Source organism: Micromonospora sp. DH14 (assembly GCF_029809455.1).
Lineage (GTDB): Bacteria > Actinomycetota > Actinomycetes > Mycobacteriales > Micromonosporaceae > Micromonospora > Micromonospora parva.
The window spans coordinates 22,434-44,263 of the sequence record NZ_JARVKT010000008.1 but is presented as its reverse complement, the minus strand read 5'-3'; the positions used below and the strand labels follow the sequence as shown (position 1 = coordinate 44,263).

General features: G+C 72.7%; 17 protein-coding genes and 1 pseudogene. 4 read left to right on the top strand and 14 right to left on the bottom strand.

Translation table 11 applies throughout. The features are described 5' to 3' along the window. Positions 1–32 precede the first annotated feature (32 nt). Positions 33–554: a DinB family protein gene (locus QCZ28_RS12975; RefSeq protein ID WP_279516892.1), complete on the top strand. Its 522-nt coding sequence runs from the start codon at positions 33–35 to the stop codon at positions 552–554. A 7-nt stretch (positions 555–561) separates the two neighbouring features. On the opposite strand, the gene QCZ28_RS12970 is transcribed toward QCZ28_RS12975, so the two are convergent. The 3 genes from QCZ28_RS12970 to QCZ28_RS12960 all read right to left on the bottom strand — a co-directional run bounded on the left by QCZ28_RS12970 (position 562) and on the right by QCZ28_RS12960 (position 5,340). Next, the gene (locus tag QCZ28_RS12970) at positions 562–1,182 is read right to left on the bottom strand and encodes an HAD-IA family hydrolase (protein WP_279516891.1); all 621 of its coding nucleotides are present in this window, start codon (positions 1,180–1,182) and stop codon (positions 562–564) included. Next, positions 1,182–4,796 carry a chromosome segregation protein SMC gene (smc, locus tag QCZ28_RS12965; protein WP_279516890.1) on the bottom strand — a complete coding sequence of 1,205 codons (3,615 nt, stop codon included), beginning with the start codon at positions 4,794–4,796 and terminating at the stop codon, positions 1,182–1,184. Before smc ends, QCZ28_RS12970 begins: the two co-directional genes overlap by 1 nt. Positions 4,797–5,145: 349 nt before the next feature. Then, positions 5,146–5,340, bottom strand: coding sequence for a hypothetical protein (locus tag QCZ28_RS12960; RefSeq protein ID WP_007456482.1), 195 nt, complete (start codon positions 5,338–5,340; stop codon positions 5,146–5,148). Between the two features lie 393 nt (positions 5,341–5,733). On the opposite strand from QCZ28_RS12960, the gene QCZ28_RS12955 reads away from it, so the two are divergent. Both QCZ28_RS12955 and QCZ28_RS12950 read left to right on the top strand, forming a co-directional pair. Further along, entirely contained in the window at positions 5,734–6,903 is a 1,170-nt protein-coding gene (locus QCZ28_RS12955) for a CAP domain-containing protein (RefSeq protein WP_279517039.1), read from the top strand. A gap of 117 nt (positions 6,904–7,020) precedes the next feature. Beyond that, positions 7,021–7,863, top strand: a complete 843-nt coding sequence (locus tag QCZ28_RS12950; protein ID WP_279516889.1) for an endo alpha-1,4 polygalactosaminidase — start codon at positions 7,021–7,023, stop codon at positions 7,861–7,863. 164 nt (positions 7,864–8,027) lie between these two features. Here the strand turns inward: QCZ28_RS12950 and QCZ28_RS12945 are convergent, their stop codons facing one another. The 9 genes and pseudogenes from QCZ28_RS12945 to rsmD all read right to left on the bottom strand — a co-directional run bounded on the left by QCZ28_RS12945 (position 8,028) and on the right by rsmD (position 16,002). Then, the gene (locus QCZ28_RS12945; RefSeq protein ID WP_279516888.1) at positions 8,028–10,247 is read right to left on the bottom strand and encodes an MMPL family transporter; all 2,220 of its coding nucleotides are present in this window, start codon (positions 10,245–10,247) and stop codon (positions 8,028–8,030) included. 220 nt (positions 10,248–10,467) lie between these two features. Then, complete coding sequence (gene mutM / locus QCZ28_RS12940; protein ID WP_279516887.1) at positions 10,468–11,325, bottom strand: bifunctional DNA-formamidopyrimidine glycosylase/DNA-(apurinic or apyrimidinic site) lyase; 858 nt, start codon at positions 11,323–11,325, stop codon at positions 10,468–10,470. A 196-nt stretch (positions 11,326–11,521) separates the two neighbouring features. After that, a pseudogene (gene rnc, locus QCZ28_RS12935) lies at positions 11,522–12,241 on the bottom strand (ribonuclease III); the annotation flags it as partial. Beyond that, positions 12,238–13,221 (bottom strand): phosphate acyltransferase PlsX, encoded by a 984-nt coding sequence (locus QCZ28_RS12930; protein ID WP_279516886.1) that lies wholly within the window; start codon positions 13,219–13,221, stop codon positions 12,238–12,240. The pseudogene rnc and the gene QCZ28_RS12930, both read right to left, overlap by 4 nt. A gap of 114 nt (positions 13,222–13,335) precedes the next feature. After that, a complete protein-coding gene (gene rpmF / locus QCZ28_RS12925; RefSeq protein WP_030335284.1) occupies positions 13,336–13,509 on the bottom strand; it encodes a 50S ribosomal protein L32 in 174 nt (57 codons plus the stop codon). Positions 13,510–13,514: 5 nt separating this feature from the next. Next, entirely contained in the window at positions 13,515–14,078 is a 564-nt protein-coding gene (locus QCZ28_RS12920; protein ID WP_030335285.1) for a YceD family protein, read from the bottom strand. A gap of 109 nt (positions 14,079–14,187) precedes the next feature. After that, complete coding sequence (locus QCZ28_RS12915; protein ID WP_030335287.1) at positions 14,188–14,685, bottom strand: hypothetical protein; 498 nt, start codon at positions 14,683–14,685, stop codon at positions 14,188–14,190. 274 nt (positions 14,686–14,959) lie between these two features. Next, positions 14,960–15,442 (bottom strand): pantetheine-phosphate adenylyltransferase, encoded by a 483-nt coding sequence (gene coaD, locus QCZ28_RS12910; RefSeq protein ID WP_030335289.1) that lies wholly within the window; start codon positions 15,440–15,442, stop codon positions 14,960–14,962. Further along, positions 15,439–16,002 carry a 16S rRNA (guanine(966)-N(2))-methyltransferase RsmD gene (gene rsmD, locus QCZ28_RS12905; RefSeq protein ID WP_279516885.1) on the bottom strand — a complete coding sequence of 188 codons (564 nt, stop codon included), beginning with the start codon at positions 16,000–16,002 and terminating at the stop codon, positions 15,439–15,441. Before rsmD ends, coaD begins: the two co-directional genes overlap by 4 nt. A gap of 395 nt (positions 16,003–16,397) precedes the next feature. Here rsmD and QCZ28_RS12900 point away from each other — a divergent pair, with 395 nt between their 5' ends. Then, positions 16,398–17,600, top strand: coding sequence for an LPXTG cell wall anchor domain-containing protein (locus tag QCZ28_RS12900; protein ID WP_279516884.1), 1,203 nt, complete (start codon positions 16,398–16,400; stop codon positions 17,598–17,600). Between the two features lie 165 nt (positions 17,601–17,765). Here the strand turns inward: QCZ28_RS12900 and recG are convergent, their stop codons facing one another. Both recG and QCZ28_RS12890 read right to left on the bottom strand, forming a co-directional pair. Next, positions 17,766–19,964 carry an ATP-dependent DNA helicase RecG gene (recG, locus tag QCZ28_RS12895; RefSeq protein ID WP_279516883.1) on the bottom strand — a complete coding sequence of 733 codons (2,199 nt, stop codon included), beginning with the start codon at positions 19,962–19,964 and terminating at the stop codon, positions 17,766–17,768. Next, entirely contained in the window at positions 19,961–21,574 is a 1,614-nt protein-coding gene (locus tag QCZ28_RS12890; protein WP_279516882.1) for a DAK2 domain-containing protein, read from the bottom strand. Before QCZ28_RS12890 ends, recG begins: the two co-directional genes overlap by 4 nt. Positions 21,575–21,830 lie beyond the last annotated feature (256 nt).

The window sequence follows — 21,830 nt, the reverse complement described above, 5'->3', positions numbered from 1 at the left end:
GGCTGTCGGAGGGGCCGGGCAGGATGCGCGGCATGACCTGGATCGCACCGGAGATCACCCGGACCCCCGAACCGTACGTCGGCGACGAGCGCACCATGCTCGACGGCTGGCTCGACTACCACCGACAGACCCTGCTGCTCAAGTGCGCCGGCCTCACCGAGGAGCAGTTGCGCACACCGAGCGTGGAGCCGTCCGGGCTGACACTGCTCGGCCTGGTCCGGCACCTGGCCGAGGTCGAGGCCTGGTGGTTCCGGGAGAACTTCGCCGGCGCGCGGGTCGACTACCCGTACTTCACCCCGGAGACGCCGGACGCCGACCACGACGTCAGCGCCGCCAACGCCGAGGCCGACTTCGCCATCTTCCACCGCGAGGTGGCGCTGGCCCGCGAGGCCGCCGCCGGTCACTCGCTCGACGAGACGTTCACCGAGGTCGGCCCAAAGAAGCGCACGTTCAACCTGCGCTGGGTGTACGTGCACATGATCGAGGAGTACGCCCGGCACAACGGGCACGCCGACCTGATCCGCGAACGCATCGACGGCGTCACCGGCGAGTGACACGCCCTCAGTAGTCGAGGGCCGCCCGCAGGTAGCGGAGGTCGGCGTGGCCGCCCCAGCGGTGCGCCGACAGCCCGGCGGACCGGGCACCTCGCACGGCCCAGTCCTCGTCGTCGACGAACAGGACCCGGGCCGGCGGGGTGGCCAGGGCCACGCAGGCGGCCTGGAAGTATTCCGGGGCGGGCTTGTGCACGCCGACCACCGAGGAGTTGACCACCACGTCCAGCTCGCCGACCAGGCCCAACGCGGCCAGGTCGGCGTCGAGCAGGTCGGTGGCGTTGGTGCCCAGCCCGACCCGGACGCCCGCCGCGCGGACCTCCCGGACGAACGCCAGCACCTCCTGGTCGACCTCTCCCCGGTAGCTCTGCCACTGCTCCACCGCGGCACGGGCCCGTTCCGGGCTGCCCACCGATTCGGTCAGGGCGTCCGCCACACTGCTCATCCACTCGGCGTGGCTGACCTGACCGGTGAGCACCGGCTGGAGCCGCCCCCACTGCATGGCGATCTCGCCGAGCACCCCCTCGGAGAGGCCGTACTCCCGCTCCACAACGGCGGCCACCGCCGGGTCCCACCGGCGCAGTACGCCGTCGAAGTCCAGCAGGAGCGCCGTCGCGCGTTCCCGAGCCACTACCCGTTCTCCTCGCCGCGGCCGTGCCGCTGGTCGTCCTCGTCGGCCCGGTTGAGCCGTTGGCTGATCACCTGGGTGACCCCGCTGCGCATGGTCACGCCGTAGAGCGCGTCGGCGATCTCCATCGTCCGCTTCTGGTGCGTGATGACGATCAGCTGACTCTTCTCCCGCAACTGTGCCAGCAGTGTGATCAGCCGGCCCAGGTTGACGTCGTCCAGGGCCGCCTCCACCTCGTCCATGATGTAGAACGGGCTGGGTCGGGCGCGGAAGATCGCCACCAGCATGGCCACCGCGGTCAGCGACCGCTCGCCACCGGAGAGCAGCGACAACCGCTTGATCTTCTTGCCCGGCGGGCGGGCCTCCACCTCGACGCCGGTGGTGAGCAGGTCCTCCGGTTCGGTGAGGATCAGCCGTCCCTCGCCGCCGGGGAAGAGCACTGTGAACACCTGCTCGAACTCGCGGGCGGTGTCCTCGAAGGCGCTGGCGAACACCTCCAGGATCCGCTCGTCCACGTCCTTGACCACGGTGAGCAGGTCCCGGCGGGTGGCCTTGAGGTCCTCCAGCTGCTCGGAGAGGAACTTGAAACGCTCCTCCAGCGCGGCGAACTCCTCCAGCGCGAGCGGGTTGACCTTGCCCAGCAGGGCGAGTTCGCGTTCCGCCTTCGCGGCCCGCTTCTCCTGCACCGGCCGCTCGTAGCGCACCGGCTCGGGCACCGGCAGACCGTCCCGTTCGGCCGCCGCGACGTCGACCTGGGTCGGCGGCACGGGCTGGGTGGGGCCGTACTCGGCGACGAGCGTCTCCACGTCCAGCCCGAAGTCCTCGGCGGCCTTCGCCTCCAACTGCTCGATGCGCAGCCGCTGCTCCGCCCGGGCCACCTCGTCGCGGTGCACCTGGCTGGTCAGCCGCTCCAGCTCCGCGCCGAGCCGCTTGGCGGCGCCGCGTACCTCCTGAAGCTCGGCCTCGCGCGCGGCCCGTTCCAGGGCGACCGCGTCGCGGTGCTCCTCGGCCGTCGCGATCGAGGTGGTCAGCCGGGTCAGCGCCTCCCGGGCACCACCGGCGACGGACCGGGCGATGCTCGCGCCCCGGGCGCGGGCGGCCCGCCGGGCCGCCGCGCGTTCCCGGGCGGCCCGTTCCGCGGTGGCCTGCCGGGCGAGGGAGTCGGCCCGGCCGGCGATCGAGGAGACCCGCTCCTCGGCGGTACGGACGGCGAGCCGGACCTCCATCTCGTTCTGCCGGGCCTGCGGCACCATGGCCGCCAGTTGGTCGCGTTCCTCGGTGGAGGGCTCGGCGTCGACCGGGGTCTCCTCGGCCAACCGCAGCCGCTCCTCCAGCTCGGCGAGGGCGGTGAGGTCCCGTTGCCGGGCGGCCTCGGCGCGGGAGCGGGAATCCCCGAGCCGATCCGTCTCGGCCTTCGCGGACCGGGCTGCCGCGCCCAGTTCGGCCAGGCGGCGGGCGGCGGCGTTGCGGTGGCTCTCCGCCTCGCGCTTCTCGGCGGCGGCGTGCTGCACTGCCTCCTTGGCGGCGGCCACCTCGGCGCGCGCCTCGACGAGCTGTTCACGGAGTTCCGCGCCGGTGCGCTCGGCGGTCAGTCGGTTGGCACGCGCCTCCTCGACGGCCGCCTGCACCTCGATGTAGCTGGGGGCCTTGGCCGACCCACCCGCGGCCGCGTACGCCCCGACCACGTCACCGTCCGGGGTGACCGCCCGCAGCTCGGGGTTGGTGGCGACCAGCTCCGCCGCGGCGGCGAGATCATCGACGAGCGCCACGTCGCGCAGGGCCCGGTGCACCGCCGGCCGCAGCTCGTCGCCGCACTCCACCAGGTCGGGCGCCCACCGGGCGCCGTCCGGCAGCTTCGGGCGCAGCGCGTCCGCGGAGCCGGTCATGCCGGGCCCCGCCGGGCTGCCGACCAGCAGGCCGGCCCGGCCGGCGTCGGAGATCTTCAGCAGCCGCATCGCCTCGACGGCCTCGTCCACCCCACTGACGGCGACCGCGTCGGCGAGGCCGCCGAGCGCGGCGGCCAGCGCGGCCTCGTGGCCCGGGGCGACGGTGAGCAGCCCGGCGAGGCTGCCGAGCAGGCCGGGCACGTCCCCGGCGCGGGCGAGCAGGGCCCCGGCGCCGTCCTTGCGCCGCAGCCCCAGGGCGAGCGCCTCCTCCCTGGCCTTCCAGGTGGCGGCGTCCTTCTCGGCCGCCCGCTCGGCGTCGGTCAGTGATCGGACGCTGGCCTGTGCCCGCTCCTGCACGGCGACGGCCTCGGCGTGCCGGGCGTCCAGGTCCGCGTTGTCCCGGTCGGCCTCGGTGGACTGGGCGGCGACCGCGTCCAGGTCAGCCTGCGCCTGCTCGGCGCGGCCCAGCGCGTCGGCGTGCGCGATGGCGAGGCGTTCGATCTCCTCGCCGGCGCTGGTGGTCCGAGCCCGGGCGGAATTGACCTGGCCGGTGAGCCTCGCCATTCCCTCGCGCCGGTCGGCGATGGCCTTGGCGGCGGCGACCAGCTCCCGTTCGGCGGCGGCGAGCTGCCGTTCCAGCTCCTGGCGGTGCTCGACCGCCTCGGCCAGTCGGATCTGGTCGTCGGTGAGCGCGCCGCGCAGCTCCTCCTCCTGCTCGCGGACGCGTTCCGCCTCGGCCTCCAGCTGGTCCGGGTCGCGGCCGGGTCGCTCGTCGTCGCCGGTGGCGCTCAGGTGCCGCAGCCGCTCCCGGGCCAGTTGCTCGATCGAGCGGAAGCGTTCCTGCAGGGCGGACAGCTTGTACCAGGTGTCCTGGGCGGCGGCGAGCAGCGGCGCGTCCTCCGCGAGGGCGGCCTCCAGCTCGCCGAGCCGGCCCTGCACCTCGGCGTGCTCACCCTCGATCTGCTCACGCCGCTCACGCAGCGCGGTCTCGTCGGCGATCTCCCGGTCCAGGGTGGTCCGCAGGGTGGCCAGATCGTCGGCGAGCAGGCGCAACCGGGCGTCGCGCAGGTTGGCCTGGATGGCGGCGGCGCGTCGGGCCACCTCGGCCTGGCGGCCCAGCGGCTTGAGCTGACGACGCAGCTCGGCGGTGAGGTCGGTGAGGCGGTTGAGGTTGGTCTGCATCGCGTCGAGCTTGCGCAGCGCCTTTTCCTTGCGCTTGCGGTGCTTGAGGACGCCGGCCGCCTCCTCGATGAACGCGCGGCGGTCCTCCGGCTTGGCGTGCAGCATGCCGTCGAGGCGGCCCTGCCCGACGATGATGTGCATCTCCCGGCCGATGCCGGAGTCGGAGAGCAGCTCCTGGATGTCGAGCAGCCGGCAGGAGTTGCCGTTGATCTCGTACTCGCTCTCGCCGGAGCGGAACATCCGGCGGGTGATGGAGACCTCGGTGTACTCGATCGGCAGCGCGCCGTCGGTGTTGTCGATGGTGAGGGTGACCTCGGCGCGGCCCAGCGGCGCCCGGCCGGCGGTGCCGGCGAAGATGACGTCCTCCATCTTGCCGCCACGCAGCGCCTTGGCGCCCTGCTCGCCGAGCACCCAGGCGATGGCGTCGACGACGTTGGACTTGCCCGAGCCGTTCGGGCCCACCACACAGGTGATCCCGGGTTCCAGCTTCAACGTCGTGGCGGAGGCGAAGGACTTGAATCCCTTCACCGTCAGGCTCTTGAGATACACCTACTCGATCCTCGTCCGGTGGCCGCCGTACCGTCGCCGGCTGTGGGGACCTGGGTGAACTCGCAGACTAACCCGGCGGTGGGAGCGGGCCGGCACGCGACCCGCCCCGCGTCGCGTCGAGCGCGGGGGCGCTGCCGTTCTCTCGCCCGCAAAGAAAGACAAGCACCTTTCATGATCGCTTATCCATCGACGCGCTTTTCGGTAACTGCGAGGTGCGCTTCCCCCACCGACCCATCGCAAGATCATGAATGGTCGGTGTCGAAAAGGTGCCGGACAGTGTTGCGCGCCGGCACAGAGGTGTCGGCGCGCATTTTTGCGGTGGTGCGATTCAGTTTTGAGGACCTGAAGATCAGGTCAGCGCCGGCTCGGCCAGACGGAGCAGATCGTCCGCCTCCGCCGCAGCCGCCGCGAGCCGATCATTGTCGGCACGCAGACGCGTGATCTCGAACTCCAGTGCCTGGACCCTGGCACGCAGTCGGGTGACCTCGTCGAGCAGACGCCGGTCGGGCGCTGCACCTACGTGGCCGTAGAGGGCCTTCGCCATGCTGACTCCTTGATATGCGCTGCCGGAAAGGCCGGCCAACGCGCGCCCATTTGTACGCGGCTGTCATTCCAGGCTGTATCTGGGCATGACCGGGCGCGACTGGCGACACCTATATATTGAGCCGCAAACCCCTCCTTCGTCAAGTTCTCGCAGGCCGTAGATCATCTCCACGTCGACCTGTCCACTTGTCGGGGGGGCTGCCGCAAGGCACGGACACTCTCTGTCCGGACGCCTTTACTGTACGCCCGGATCCGCAGAAGTCCGCACCCTGGCGTCCGACTTCGCCTTAACTCTTTCTTAGCCACGTTGCCGCAGGTCGTAGGCGCGCCGTAGCGTCACCCCGGCCCGCAACCGACCCCTGGAGGCATAGGCGTGTACGGCTGGACCGATCCGATGGACCCGAACGGCGCCCCCCGGCGCACCGGAGGGCCGACCGACGAGCCGGCCTGGCTGCACGACCGCCCGGAGCCCCGCTCGGCCTACCTGTTCGGTGACGAGCCCGGTCAGCCGGGCGACGAGTGGCACCGGGAGCAGCCCACCAGCGGCCGACAGCCGGAGCCGACGCCGCCCGCGGAGGCGCACACCGCGCCATGGCCGGCCCACCAGCCGGACGGTACGAACAGCCGCTGGGGCAACAACCGCCCGGCGACGCAGGACACCGGCGTCTGGCACGCCGAGAGCGAGACGCCCGGCGGGTGGCACGCTGAGAACGAGACGCCCGGCGGGTGGCACGCCGACAGCGACCCGGAGACCAGCAACGGCTGGCGCGCCGCCGCCGAGACCGGGCGGACCGCAGAGGGACGGCACCGCTCCCCACGCCGCTGGCGCAAGCCGCTGATGATCGGGGGCGCCGCCGCGGCCGCCACCCTCGTGGTGAGCTTCGGCGTCGGCGCGCTCGCGCTTCCCGGCGGTGACGACGGGGCGGCGCAACCGACGGCCGTCGACGACTCCTACGCCGCGTCGGCCGTACCGACCGAGGAGCCGGTGCTGGACACCCTCGCCGCGCCCTCCCCGTCCGTAACACCCAGCCCGACGTCGCCGAGCCCGACGCCGAGCAAGGTCGTCAAGCCCACGCCGGCATCGTCGCGGAGCACCGCGGCGTCGCGGCGCAGCGTCACGCGCACCAGCGCGCCGAGCAGCACCGGCGGCTCCACCAACACCGGCGGCTCCAGCGGCTCGGTCAGCGCCCAGGCCCGCGAGGTGGTGGACCTGGTCAACGCCGAACGGGCCAAGGCCGGCTGCAAGGCGCTCAGCATCGACGACAAGCTGATGACCGCCGCCCAGCGGCACAGCCAGGATCAGGCCGACCACCAGAACATGTCGCACACCGGCAGCGACGGCAGCAACGCCGGCACCCGGCTGGACCGGGTCGGCTACACCTGGCGCACGTACGGCGAGAACGTTGCCTGGAACCAGAAGACCCCGGCCGCGGTCATGGACGCCTGGATGAACAGCTCCGGCCACCGGGCCAACATCCTGAACTGCGCGTTCACCGAGATCGGCGTCGGCATCGCCAGCAGCAACGGACCGTACTGGACGCAGGTCTTCGCAGCGCCGCGCTGACCGCGCGTCGTTCCCGCCCCCGCGCTCGTTTGACCCGGTGAGGTACGTCGGGCCGGAGCGTGGGGGCCGCGTACCGGTGCGGGCGGCGACCGGCCGTCCGGGACCCGGGAGCTGCCGATGCGGATCCGGCCGCGGCGACGCGTCGCCGTACGCCCGCTGCACCGCGCCCTGTCGGCAAGCGTCGTGCTCCTGCTGGTGCTGCCGGCGTACGGGTGCCGGCCCGCGCTCACCCCACCCGGCGCGCCCACCGCGTGGCCGACGGAACAGGCCCGGCACTGGCAGTGGCAGTGGCAGCTCAGCGGCCCGCTCGATCCGGCGGTGGACGCCGACGTCTTCCTGCTCGACCCGGTGACCACCACCGCCGCCCAGACCGCCGAGCTGCGCTCCCGGGACCGCCGGTTGATCTGCCAGGTGAACGTGGGGTCGGTCGGCTCCGACGACCCGGACGCCAACCGGTTCCCGGAGATCGTCCGGGGCTCGGCCGGGCGTCGACCCGACAGCCAGTGGCTGGACGTCCGGAGTTGGGACGCGCTCCGGCCGGTGCTGGCCGACCGGTTCCGGCTCTGCCGGGGCAAGGGCTTCGGCGCGGTGGCGCTCTTCGACGCCGACGGATACGCGGCCCGCACCGGCTTTCCGCTCGACTTCGACGACCAACTGCTGTTCAACCGCCGGCTGGCCGAGCTGGCCCGCTCGCTGAGCCTCTCCCCCGGACTGGCCAACGACGTGCCGCAGCTCGCCGCGCTCGCCCCGGACTTCGACTTCGCGGTCAACGAGGAGTGCGTCCGGCTGGCCCAGTGCGCCAAACTGCTGCCGTTCAGCGACGCCGGCAAGCCGGTCTTCCACGTCGAGTACACCGACTCCACCGACGACTTCTGTGTCACCACTGTCGGCTACGGCTTCGCGTCGATCCGCAAGGACCGCACCCTCGACGCCTCCCGCGACCCTTGCCCCCTCCCCTAACCCCCCGCACCCCGCACCCCGCACCCCGCACCCCGCACCCCGCGATCTTGCACTTTCGGTGGTCGATATGCCAGATTTATCCGACTTTGTCGTCACCGAAAGTGCAAGATCGGCGGATTGAGGGGGCGGGGACGGGGCGCGGAGGGGCGAGGGCGGGGCGGGGGTTAGGGGATGGGGAGTAGCTCTGGGGTTGGGGCTGGGGGGTCTGTGGGGGCGGGTGCCGGGGTGCGGCGCAGGAAGCGCGGGGCCCACCAGTTGGCGTCGCCGAGCATGGTCATCAACGCCGGCAGCACCACGCCCCGGATGATGGTGGCGTCCAGCAGGATCGCCGCCGCCAGGCCGATGCCGAGCTGCTTCATGTCGATGGTGCTCAGCGTGGCGAAGATCGAGAACACTCCGACCATCACGATCGCCGCGCTGGTCACCACGCCGGCCGACGAGGTGATCCCGTACGACACGGCGTCACGGTTGGCCAGGCCGGAACGGACGCCCTCGCGGATCCGACTGACCACGAAGACGTGGTAGTCCATCGAGAGGCCGAACAGCACCACGAAGAGGAACAGCGGCAGCCAGGACACGATCGCGCCCATCGACGTGAAGCCCAACAGTCCCTGCGCCCACTCGCCCTGGAAGACCAGCACCAGCAGGCCGTACGCGGCACCGGCGGAGAGCAGGTTCAGCGCGATCGAGCTGGCCGCGATCACCACCGACCGGAAGGTGAACGCCATGACCAGGAAGGTCAGCACCAGCACGAAGCCCATGACCAGCGGCAACTTGTCCCGCACGTGCTGTGCGTAGTCCTCGCTGTCGGCCACGCCCCCGCCCACCGCGTACTCGATGCCGGGGATGCCCCGCAGCTCGGCCGGGACCAGGTCGCCGCGCAGCTTCTCCAGCGACCGCACGGACCGGTCGTCGCGACTGGCGTACGGGGTCGGCACGTCCAGCACCGTGACCCGGTGGTCGGCCGACACCTCGATCTTCGGGCCGTCCGCCTCGGCCGGGGCGAACAGCGGATCGCCGGCCGCCCGGGCGGACAGGTCGGTGAGGGCGGCGCGGACCCGGTCGGCCTGGTCGGCGGGCGCCCGGACGGCCACCACGTGGTTGGTCCCGGCGCTCGGGAAGGCCGCGGTGAGCCGGTCGTACGCCTGCATCGCCGCAGTCGTGCGGGGCAGGTCCTCCATGCCGGGGAACTTCAGCTTCATCCCGAGCGCCGGCGCGGCCAGCGCGAGCAGCAGCCCGACCGAGATGACCAGCGTCGCCACCGGGGCGCGCAGCGCGGGCCGGAGCACCGCGGGCCACAGCCGGGGCGAGCGGGGTCCACCGTGCCGGCCGGTGCGCGGCGCGGTGAGTCGCCAAAGCAGCGGCACCCGGGGTCGGTCCACCCAGCGGCCGAGTCGGGCCAGCAGCGCCGGCAGGACGGTCAGCGAACCGGTCACCGCGACGGCCACCACGAGGATCGAGCCGATGGCGAGGGACGAGAAGACCACGTCGCCGGCGAGCAGCAGCCCGGCCATCGAGATGATCACCGCGAAGCCGGAGACCACCACGGCGTGCCCGGAGGTCTCCGCGGCGATCTCCACCGCGTCCAGCCCGGACCGGCCCTTGGCGCGTTCCTCCCGCTCCCGACGGATGTAGAACAGCGAGTAGTCGACACCGACCGCCATGCCGATCAGCAGGATCACCGGTGCCGTGGTGTCGGTGGCCGGCACCAGGTGCGAGGCGAGGGTGGACAGACCCATCGCGGCGGCCACCGAGGAGAGCGCCAGCAGCACCGGCACGCTCGCCGCGATCAGCGCGCCGAACGCGATGATCAGGATTGCCAGGGTGACCGGCAGACTGAGCAGCTCGGCGCGCTTGAAGTCCTTGCCCAGGGTGTCGTCGAGGGCCTGACCGATCGACGGCCCGCCGACCTGCTCGACGCGCAGCTCGGGGTGCGCCGCCTGCACGGCGGCGGTGGCGTCCCGCAGCGGCTGCACCCGCTCCGAGGCGGTCTCCGGGTCACCCGACATGGTGATCGGCAGCAACAGCGCCGAGCCGTCCCGCGCGGTGACCGGCTGGCCCACCCCGGCAACCCCGGCGACGGTACGCAGCCGGGCCGCCGCGTCGTCGGCCGCCGCCTTCGCCGCCGCCTGGTCCAGCGCACCACCGGGGGACGTGATCAGGACGTTGTCCACGGCCGGGTCGGCGAAGTCACCGGCGTCCACGATCACGCTGGCCCGTCCCGCCTCGCCGATCGCCTGGTCGCCGTTGGTGGCCTCGTTGAGTCCGGCGGCGTTGCCGCCGACGAAGCACACCGCCACGAACACGGCCCACAGTGCGATCGCCCGCCACGGGTGCTCGGCGCTCCACCGCGCCAGCCGCACCGTCACCGGTCTTCTGCCCATCTCGGATCCCCCTGTCACGTCAGCCCCCGGTCAACTGTGCTGACGCTAGGCGCGCGACGAGGCGGTCACATCGGGGATCGACCCCGGCCCACCCTGGAACCACCGGACCGGGAGCGGGGGTGCGTGCGACGGGCGTCAGCCCGCGATCCGGGCGTACCCCCGGGTCCAACCCGGAGCGACCCGCCGCGACCCGCCGGCACCGCCCCGAGCCGGCTCCGGGTCATCCCCGAAGGGAACCCCGGGGCCGTGGCTGACAACGCGGGCAGCTGTACGAGGACCGGTTCATGAACGCTTCCCGGCGGATCGGCGCGCCGCACCGGCGGCACGGCTCGCCCTCGCGGCCGTAGGCGTTGAGCGCCCGGTCGAAGTAGCCACTCTCGCCGTTGACGTTGACATAGAGGGCATCGAAGCTGGTGCCGCCCTCCTTGATCGCCTCGGCCAGCACGTCGCGGACGTGACCGAGCAGGCGCTGCGCGGCGGGAGCGGTCAGCGCGTCGGTGGGTCGGGTGCCGTGCAGCCGGGCGCGCCAGAGCGCCTCGTCGGCGTAGATGTTGCCCACCCCGGAGATCAGGGTCTGGTCGAGCAGGGCCCGCTTCACCTCGGTGTGCCGGCGGCGCAGCGCCGCGACGAACGCCTCGTCGGAGAACTCCGGGTCCATCGGGTCGCGGGCGATGTGCGCGATCTCGTCGGGCAACTCGGCGCCGCCCTCGCTCACCGAGAGCCCACCGAACGTGCGCTGGTCGACGAAGCGCAGCTCCGGGCCGTCGTCGCTGAACCGGAACCGGACCCGCAGGTGGGTCTCGTCCACTGTGCCGGGTGGCTGGAGCAGCAGCTGACCCGACATGCCGAGGTGCCCGACGATCGCGTCACCGCTGTCCAGTGGCAGCCACAGGTACTTACCGCGACGGCGGGCGTCCAGCACCGTCCGGCCGGCGAGCACGTCGGCGAAGTGCACGTCGCCGGGAGCGTGCCGGCGGACCGCACGCGGATGACGAACCTCGACCGAGGCGATCCGGCGGCCGACGACCCACTGGGCCACCCCCTGCCGGACGGTCTCCACCTCGGGCAGCTCAGGCACGCGCCGGCCCCGTCTCGTGGCCGTCGGCGCCCCCGGCCGGCAACGCCTGCGCCAGGTGGTCGGCCTGCTCGGCCGAAGCGGCCCGCTCGGCGCGCTCCAGCGGCCCGAACGGCTCACCCCGGTCGGCCGCGTCGTCCCGGTCGGTCGGCTGGTTCTGGCGGTCGTCGCCGGCCCGACCATCCTGGCCGTCGTCGCCGTCCTTGTCGTTCTGCTCGGTGAGCGTGCGCCAGGCGGCCTCGGCGGCCCGCTGCTCGGCCTCCTTCTTGCTGCGCCCCTCCGCGCCGCCGTAGCGGTTGCCGGCCACCACCACCCAGGCGGTGAACGTCTTGAGGTGATCCGGGCCGGTGCCCTCGATGCGGTACTCCGGCACACCGAGCCCGAGCGCCGCCGTCAACTCCTGGAGACTGGTCTTCCAGTCCAGGGCGGCGCCGCGACCGGCCGACTCGGCCATCAGCGGGTCGAAGAGCCGGTGGATGACGATCCCCGTGGTGTCCAGGCCGTACTGCAGGTAGATCGCGCCGAGCAGCGCCTCCAGCGTGTCGGCGAGGATGCTCGCCTTGTCCCGGCCACCGGTCGTCTCCTCACCCTTGCCGAGCAGCAGGTACGCGCCGAGCCCGTCCGGGCCCAGACCGCGGGCCACGTCGGCGAGCGCCCGCATGTTGACCACGCTGGCCCGCAGCTTGGCGAGTTGCCCCTCGGGCAGATCCGGGTGGTTGTGGAAGAGCGCCGTGGTGATCACCACGCCGAGCACCGAGTCGCCGAGGAACTCCAGCCGCTCGTTGGTGGGCAGCCCGCCGTTCTCGTACGCGTACGACCGGTGGGTCAACGCGCGCTGGAGCAGCTCGGGTTCCAGGCTCACGCCGAAGGCGGCTTCCAGGTGACCGACGGACGCCCGCCGCCGCTTGTCGTTGCTCATGTGCGTACCTCGGTGTCGGTGGAGCGATCGGTGCGATTCGTCGCGGCGTTGCCGTCGAGCAACGCGGAGACCAGATCGGTGGCGCGCCGCCGCCACAGGTGGGCGGCGAGAGCTATGCCGGAGGCGACGTCGTCGGCGCGGGCGGACCCGTGGCAGACGACCACCGTCCCGGCGACACCCAACAGGGCCGCCGCGCGGGGGGCGCCGCCCTGCGCGGGTGGGCCGCCGGCCATCGCGTACGCGCCCTCAATGGCCTTGAGCAGCACGTTACCGGTGAACCCGTCGGTGACGACGACATCGGCGCGCGCGCCGAGGGCCACGTCGAACCCCTCGACCAGACCGACGTAGCGCGCCCCACCGGGCAGCGGTTCGACGGCGAGCAGCGGGTCGGTGGCGCGGCGGACCCGGTCGCCCTTGCCGGCCTCGGTGCCGACCGAGAGCAGCCCGACCCGGGGCGCGGCGATCGAGTGGGCCACCGCCGCGTAGGCGGCACCGAGCACGGCGTGCCGGGCGAGGGTGGCCGGGCGGGGTTCCAGGGAGCCGCCGACATCGAGCAGCACGACCGGCCCCGCCACGGCGGGCAGGGTGGCGGCCAGCGCAGGTTGGCGGATCTCCGGTGACCGGCCGAGGCCGAGCACGGCCGCGGTGACGGTGGCACCGGTGGCGCCGGCGGAGACCAGGGCGTCGGCGGTCCCGTCCCGGACGGCGGTGACCGCGGCCCGGACGGTGCTCTCGGCGCGGGCGGCGCTGGGATGGTCGGCCATGCCGACGACATCGCGGACGGGCCGCACGGTGATCCGGGCGCGTTGCGCCGGGTCGAGGGCGGCAATCAGCTCGTCGGCGACCTCGGTCGGACCGACGAGAAGCAGATGCAGGTCAGGGTCGGCGCGCATGGCCCGCAGAGCGCCGTCAACCACGACGGCGGGAGCGTCGTCCCCGCCGAGGAGGTCAACGGCGATCCGCGCGGCGCCCGGCTCCACCGGAACGCCGGCCGGGTTAGGCCGGCCGGCGTCGGAGGGAGCCGGGGCACCGGGCGAATGCCAGGATGCGCGCGCCGCCCGACCTGGGGTCGGGGGCGTCACTCGGCGTCCAGGTCAGACCTCGAGAACCTGGCGGCCGTTGTAGGTGCCGCAGACGGAGCAGGCGGCGTGCGGCAGCTTCGGGGACTTGCACTGCGGGCACGCAACGGTCGCGACCACGGTCGCCTTCCAGTTCGCCCGGCGGGACCGGGTGTTGCTGCGCGACATCTTGCGCTTCGGGACGGCCACGGTTCTTACTCCTCTGTAACGGTCAGTTGCGACAGGCCCGCCCAACGCGGGTCGATCTGCTGGTGACTGTGGTCGGCCGGCAGATCGTCCCAGTGCGCCCCGCATTCGGGGCACAGTCCTGGGCAGTCCTCCCGGCAGAGCGGGTTGGTCGGCAGCGTGAGCACCAACGCGTCCCGCAGCGCCGGCTCCAGGTCGATCAGATCGCCCTGCATCCGGCCCACCTCGTCCTCGTCGGTCGTGGCGTCCGTGGTGCTGTCCTCGTACGCGTACAGCTCCTGGATCGTCACGGCCATCGAGTCGTTGATCTCGCGCAGGCAACGGCCGCACTCACCCCGGACGGGACCGGTGATGGTCCCGGAGACGAGCACGCCCTCGGACACCGACTGCAACCTCAGATCGAGGTCGAGGTCCGCGCCCTCCGGCACGCCGATCAACTCCACACCGAGGTCCGCCGGTGCCGGCACGACCCGCTGGACCTCACGCAACGCGCCAGGGCGACGCGGCAGGTCCCTCGTGTCGAGGACCAGCGGCGACCTGGGGTTGAGTGTCGATGGCGAGTGCTTGGGCATAGTTAGACTCCGGCCGGTGAGAGGCCGACAAAAAAGGTTACCTGGACGACCGCCGGACCGTCGAACCGGGGGCGACGCCCGCCTGAGAAGTCGGCTGGTGAGGTGCCGCTCAGAAGGGTAGCGGGCGTTCCGCCTCATCCCCAGCGAAGGTGCCGATCTCCCGCAACGCGTGCATCTTGTCCCGGCCGCGCTCTATCGAGGCCAGCGCCCGGGTGAGGAACTGCTCGAAGTTGGCCAGCGCGGTGTCGACGTAGTCGTCGACCTCCTCCCGCAGGCGCTGGGCCTCGGCGCGGGCCTCCCCGATGATCCGGGCGCCCTCGTGCTCGGCGGACACGGTGATCTCGTTCACCGAGACCAGGCGGGCGTGTTCTGCCTCACCCTCGCTGATGATCCGGTCCGCCTCGCGCTTGCCGGCTTCCATGATCTTGTCGCGCTCCTCCAGCAGGGCGGCGGCACGACGCAGGTCGGCGGGGAGGTCGGCGCGCATCTCGTCGAGGGCAGCGATCATCTCACCCCGGTCGACCATGCAGTTGTTGCGCGACATCGGGACGGAGCGGGCCTGCTCCAGGATGGCGATCAGTTCGTCGATGCGATCGAGCGGGTCCACCGGCTACCTCACTCCTGTCGTTCGTCGGCCGACCTCCATGATGCGGGCTACGGCCGTTCCCCGCGCCACCAATCATGTCGTGCCCGCCCCACCGCCGCCCCACTCACCCCATCCCGGCGAGTCGCGACATAGTCACCCCCCGCGTCCCCGTCCTCAGCGTCGATCTTGCACGTCCTGTTGCGTCAAATCGCCGCAGAAGGAGCGATCCGGGAACCATAAGTGCAAGATCGCGGGGAGCGAGGGGGTCGGACAGGGCCGTGTGGTGCGGATCAGCTCAGCGGCGGGGGCCCAGCCGGGCCTGGAGCGCTTCGCGGACCGGGTCGGGGACGTGGGCGGAGATGTCGCCACCCCACTTGGCCACGTCCTTGACCAGGCTCGACGACAGGAACGAGTAGAGCGGATTGGTCGGCATGAAGAGCGTCTCCACGCCAGCCAGACCGATGTTCATCTGGGCCATCTGCAACTCGTAGTCGAAGTCGCTGACCGCCCGCAGACCCTTGATCAGCACGCTCGCCTGCTGGGCCCGGCAGAAGTCCACCAGCAGCCCGCGGAACGACTCGACCCGCACGTTGCCGTACGACGAGGTCACCTCGCGGAGCATCTCGATGCGCTCCTCGACGGTGAACAGGCCACTCTTCGACTGATTCACCAGCACACCGACGATGACCTCATCGAAGAGCCGACTGGCCCGACCGATGATGTCGAGGTGTCCGTTGGTGACCGGGTCGAACGAACCGGGACACACCGCACGTCTCATGATCGGCGACCGTACCAAAGGGTGGTCTCGCCGTAACGGCGGCTGCGCTCGGCGGTGATCCCCTCCACCCAGTCGAACTCCCTGGTGCGGCGGGACCGCTCGACCACCACCAACGCGTCGGGCGCCAGCCAGCCGCCGTCGACGAGCGCGGCCAACAGCGCGGTGATCTCCTCGTCCGGCACCGCATACGGCGGGTCGGCGAAGACCACGTCGTACGGCTCCCCGTCCGGCCCGGCGGCCAGCACCGTCGCCACCTTGCCGGCGACCAGACGGGCCGCCGGGCCGGCGCGCAGGGCCGCCACGTTCTCCCGGATCACCCGGGCCGCCCGCGGGTCGGACTCAACGAGCAGCACGTGCCGAGCGCCCCGGGAGAGCGCCTCCAGCCCGACCGCGCCGGAGCCGGCGTACAGGTCGGCGAAGCGGGCGCCGTCGAGATCGACGTCGGCCTGGATGGCGCTGAACAGCGCCTCCCGGACCCGGTCCGAGGTGGGTCGGGTGCCGGCGCCGGGGGGCGCGGCGATCCGCCGGCCACCGAGCGTCCCGGCCACGATCCGGGTCACCGTCTCCTCCTGCTCATGCCCGCGACGCTACGCGATGCGACGCGGACCCGGTCAGCGCGGCGCGGATCCGGAGGGCCGGCCAGCCGGCGACGACGCGGCGCGACTGAGCAGCCACGCAGGCCCGGAATCCACAGTGCAGCAGCGGCGGGCGGACGGTCCCCAGTGATCGGACGGACACCTTCAGTTCATCAAAGATCACGAATCGACTACATTGCCGGATGGCAATGATCTGAACTCCCCTCATTAACCACCCATCAGTACAGTCTCCCCCTGTCCCCGCTTTCGCCGCGGGAACACCACCGCGTCGCGACGCCCCGGTGAGCAGGTGACTCCCCGGTCACCATGTCTCCCGGCCTCCCGCCACGCGATCCGTACCCCCCTCACCAGGAGCAGGCGTGAACCCTCCCAAGTCTCCGTTCCGGCGCGTCGCGGCCATCGCCGCGGGTGCGCTGATCGGCCTCGCCGGTGTCGGCGTCATCGCGAGCCCCGCGAGCGCCCACTACACCCAGCCGAGCGGCCAAGCGGTCTGTGACACCACCACCGGCGAGTGGGTGGTGAACTGGACCGTCAAGAGCGTCTACCACTACTCCTCGAAGTTCTTCCAGCTGTCGAGCGTCGCCCTCACCCCCGCCAACACCACGGTGACCAACATCGTCGCGACGTCGGAGAAGGACTCCTACCCGTACGACGTCAACACCCCGATCACCGGCGTGCAGCGGGTGCCCGGCTCGGCCACCGAGGCCACCCTCGCCGTGAAGGCCCGCTGGGACGACGGCTACCCCGAGAAGGACGCCCGCACGGCGAAGGTGACGTTCGAGGGCACCTGCGAGAGCGAGCAGCCGCCGACCAGCCCGTCGCCGGAGCCGTCGCCGAGCACCCCGCCGACCACGCCTCCGACCACCCCGCCGACGACCCCGCCGACCACCCCGCCGGCGGTCAGCATCCCCACCGCCAGCTTCGCCTCCGACTGTGAGGGCGCCGTCACGGTGACGCTCGCCAACGGCGCGGACGCCACGACCGAGGCCAAGCTCACCGTCAAGGCCAAGGGCTTCTCGGAGACCTACACCGTCGCGCCGGGCGAGAGCAAGAAGGACATCGTCGTTCCGGCCAAGGCCGGCAAGATCACCGTCAGCGAGGGCGACAAGCCGGTCGGCGAGCCCTACACCTGGGTGAGCCCCGAGGACTGCGTCAAGCCCGGTGAGCCCCAAGCCGGCTTCGAGTCCACCTGCGACAAGCTGATCTTCGGCTTCGCCAACCCGGAGGACGGCAAGGCCTTCGAGGTGACCCTTACCCCGAACAAGGGTGAGGCGCAGAAGCGGACCGTCGAGCCGGGCAAGACCGTGGTCGTCGAGTTCGAGGCGTTCGAGGGTCTGACCGTGACCCCGGCCGCCGAGGGCCTGGACGACACCGCGCCGATCGCGTGGGAGAAACCGGCCGACTGCACCCCGGGTCAGGGTGGCGGCGACAAGGACGAGCCGGCTCTGCCGCTGACCGGTGCCGCGACCGGCGGCATCATCGCGGGTGCCGTGGTGCTGCTCGCCGCCGGTGCCGCCCTGTTCGTGGTGGCCCGTCGTCGTCGGGTTCGCTTCACCGCCTGAGACAACCCGCTCTGACACCTGAGGGCGCGCCGACCACCCGGTCGGCGCGCCCTCAGCCATCTGGCGGCCAGGCTGATCGACTCGACTTCATGGAAACCGGGGTATCCCTGTCGACGGGACACCCCGATTTCATGAAACTGGAGTGGATCACGGCGGTGCGCGTGATCAGCCCTTTTCCAGGTACTCCGCGCGGTCCTCGTCGACAAGTGCGGCCACCGAGGCGGCCAGCGCCGGATTGCGGGTCAGCTCCGGGTCGTCCTCGATCAGGGTGATCGCCTCGGCGCGGGCCTCGCGGATCAGGTCGGCGTCGCGACGCAGCGACAGCAACCGCAGGTGCGAGCGGTGTCCGGACTGGGTGGCACCCAACACGTCGCCCTCGCGGCGCTGCTCCAGATCAAGCTCGGCGAGCTTGAAACCGTCGCTCGTGGACGCCACCGCGTCGAGCCGCTCCCGCGCCGACGAACCCTCCGGCGCCTCGCTGACCAGCAGGCAGAGCCCGGCGGCGGCACCCCGGCCGACCCGGCCCCGCAACTGGTGCAACTGGGAGACACCGAACCGGTCGGCGTCCAGCACGATCATCACCGTCGCGTTCGGCACGTCCACGCCGACCTCGATCACCGTGGTCGCCACCAGCACGTCCAGGTCACCGGCCGCGAAGGACCGCATCACAGAGTCCTTCTCGTCGGCCGGCAGCCGACCGTGCAGCACCCCGATCCGCAGGCCGTGCAGTGGACCCTCGGCCAGCAGCGGGGCCACCTCGGTCACCGCCAGCGGCGCCCGCCGGCCGTTGTCGTCCTCGGGTGGCGGTTCCTCCTCCGAGCCGGGGCCGTCCCCGATGCGCGGACACACCACGTACGCCTGGTGCCCGGCGGTCACCTCCTCGCGCAGCCGCCGCCAGGCCCGGTCCAGATAGGCCGGCTTCTCGGCGGCCGGCACCACGTGCGAGGCGATCGGCGACCGGCCCCGGGGCAACTGGGAGAGCGTGGAGACCGCCAGGTCGCCGTAGACCGTCATCGCCACCGTGCGCGGGATCGGGGTGGCCGTCATCACCAGCACGTGCGGCGGCTGATCGGCCTTGGCCCGCAGGGCGTCGCGCTGCTCCACGCCGAAACGGTGCTGCTCGTCGACGACCACCAGGCCCAGGTCGGCGAAGTCGACCCCCTCGTAGAGCAGGGCGTGGGTGCCGAGCACGATGCCGGCGGCGCCGCTGGCCACCTCGCCGAGCGCCCGGCGGCGGGCCGCCGCGCCCAGCGAGCCGGTGACCAGCTCGACCCGGGTGGCGTGCTCGGCGGCGCCCAGCTCGCCGGCCCGACCGAGCGGCCCGAGCAGGTCGAGCATGCCGCGGTGGTGCTGGGCGGCCAGCACCTCGGTGGGCGCCAGCAGCGCGGCCTGCCCGCCCGCGTCGACCACCTGGAGCATCGCCCGCAACGCCACCACCGTCTTGCCCGAGCCCACCTCGCCCTGCAACAGGCGATGCATGGGGTGCCCGACGGCCAGGTCCGCCGCGATCTCCACGCCCACCTCACGCTGACCGGCCGTCAGCTCGTACGGGAGTCGGGCGTCGAAGGCCTCCAGCAGCCCGCCCGGGCGTGGCGGGCGGGGCCGGGCCGGGCAGTCGGCCGCCCGGTGCTTGCGCTGCACCAGGGTCACCTGGACGGCGAAGGCCTCGTCCCACTTGAGTCGCCGCCGCGCCTGGTGCAGCGCCTCCTTGCTGGACGGCCGGTGGATCTCGGTCAGCGCGGCGCCCAACCCGACCAGCTTGCGACCGGCCCGCACGGCGTTCGGCAGTGGGTCGTCCGGCGGGGTGAACGTGTCCAGCACGACGCGCACGCAGCGCGCGATCACCCAGGTCGGCACGGCAGCGGCCGCCGGGTAGACGGGGATGAGCGCCCCGGCGAACTCCTCGATGTCGTCGTTGACCGCCGCCTCGCCGTCGCCACCCTCGCCGAGCAGGACGTACTCCGGGCCGTTGAGCTGCCGTTTGCCCCGGAACTCGGTGACCTTGCCGGCGAACAACCCCCACCGGCCGGGGCGCAGCTCCCGCTCGCGCCACGCCTGGTTGCCGAAGAAGGTCAACGTCAGCACCCCGCCGGAAGCGTCGCCGACGGTCACCTCCAGCAGGTTGCCCCGCCGCTGACGCATCGGGCGCACCGCGGTGCGCTGCACCTGAGCCAGCACGGTGACCTGCTCACCGACGTCCAGCGAGCGGATGTCGGTGTGCTCACCACGCTCGTCGTAGCGACGCGGGAAGTGGTAGACCAGGTCGCCCGCGGTGTGCAGGTCGAGGTGTGCGGCCAGCGCCTTGGCTGTCTTCTCCCCGACCAGCTTCTTCAGCGAAGTGTCCACCGTGGCTGGTTCGCTCATTCGATCCCTACCAGGAGCGGATAAAACGGCTGGCCGCCCGGGTACGCGTGCACCTCGACGAACGGCCAGCGTCGCGCGACGTGCGCGCGGACGGCATCGGTGAGCCCGGCCGGCGCGTCCGCCCCGGCCAGCAGGGTGACCATTTCGCCACCACCGCCGAGCATCCGGTCGACCACCGCCGCGCAGGTGTCGGTGAGGTCGGCGCCGATCAGGTGCACCTCCCCCTCCACCAGCGCCAGCACGTCACCGGGACGGCACGGGCCGGCCACTGTCAGCGCCTCCCGGCTGGCGTGGCAGACCTCGGCGTACCGGCAGGCGCCCGCCGCCTCGGCCATCGCGATCACGTCGTCCTCGAAGCGGCGGTCGCCGTCGCGGACCGCGAGGGCGGCCAACGCCTGCACGGGCGAGCGGGTCGGCACCACGCTCACCTTGATGCCGAAGCGGTGGGCCTCGCGGGCCGCCGCGCTCGCCACCGCCTCGGTGTTGGCGTCGTTGGGCAGCACCACCACCCGGGCCGCGCCGGTGCTGCGCACGGCGTCGAGCAACTCACCGGTGGACGGGTTGCCCGGCACCACCGTCGCCCCCTCGGCGGCGAACAGCTCGGCGATGCCGCCGCCGGTGGCCACCACCACCGCGGCCCGGCCGGTCACCGCCGGGCCGGCGGGCGGCTCCGGCTGGTCGGCGAAACAGGTCACCGAGATCCGGTACGGGCGGCCGGCGGCGACCCCGGCCTCGACCGCCGCGCCCACGTCGTTGACGTGCACGTGCACGTTCCAGGTGCCCTCCGGCTCACGCCCGTCGCCGACGACGACGAGCGAATCGCCCAACGCGTCCAGGGCCCGGCGCAACCCGGCGACCGCCTCGGCTCGGGCATCGAGCAGGAACTGCACCTCGTACGCGTACTCGTCGGAACCGGTCTCGCGGGCGACGGTGGCCGCCGGGCGGGCGGCGCGCGGCGTCGGCGCGGGCCGGGCCGCGCTCTCCCCGGTCAGCACCTCGACCAGGGCGTCGAGCAGCACGCAGAGCCCTCGGCCACCGGCGTCGACAACGCCCGCGCGGGCCAGCGCCGGCAGCTGCTCCGGAGTCAGGGCGAGCGCCTCGGCCGCCGCCCGGGCCGCGACGCCGGCCACCGCCGGCAGGTCGTCGCTGTCCGCGCCCTCGGCCGCCGCGGCGGCGGCCGCGACGACGGTGAGCAGCGTGCCCTCGACCGGCCGGGAGACCGCCGTGTACGCGGCGGCGGTGCCGGAGCGCAACGCGGCGGCCAACTCCCGGCCGCGCACCGCCGGCATCCCGGCGACCTGGTCGGCGAAACCCCGCAGGATCTGCGAGAGGATCACCCCGGAGTTGCCCCGCGCGCCGAGCAGCGCGCCCTGGGCCATCAGCCGCAGCGCGTGCCCGTGCGCGGTCGGCCCGCTGTCGGGCAGGGTGTCCAGATCCATGGCGAGGGCCTGCTGGGCCGAGGTGAGGGTGAGCACCAGGTTGGTGCCGGTGTCGCCGTCGGGCACCGGATAGACGTTGAGCTGGTCGATCTCGCCCTGGTGACGCTTCAGTGCGGCCAACCCGCCCGCACACCAGCGGCGGACCGCGGCGGCGTCGAGGGTGTCCAGCACGGGCAGAAGCCTACTGGCGCACACCGACACCCGTCGGACTCGTCCGGCGTGTCCGCCGCGCCCCGGGTCGGCACTGGCCACGGCGGGTACTGACCGCTCCGGTAGCCTTGCCGCCGGGCCGGCCCGCCATCGGGCGGACGGGCCCACGACCAGGCGTGAGCCGGGGCACGGGCGAGCGCCGGACCGGGCCGGTTGGCCGGGTCGGCGAGTCATCGGGTAACCTGACCAGGTTGCCCGGGCAGCACCTGCCGGCGAC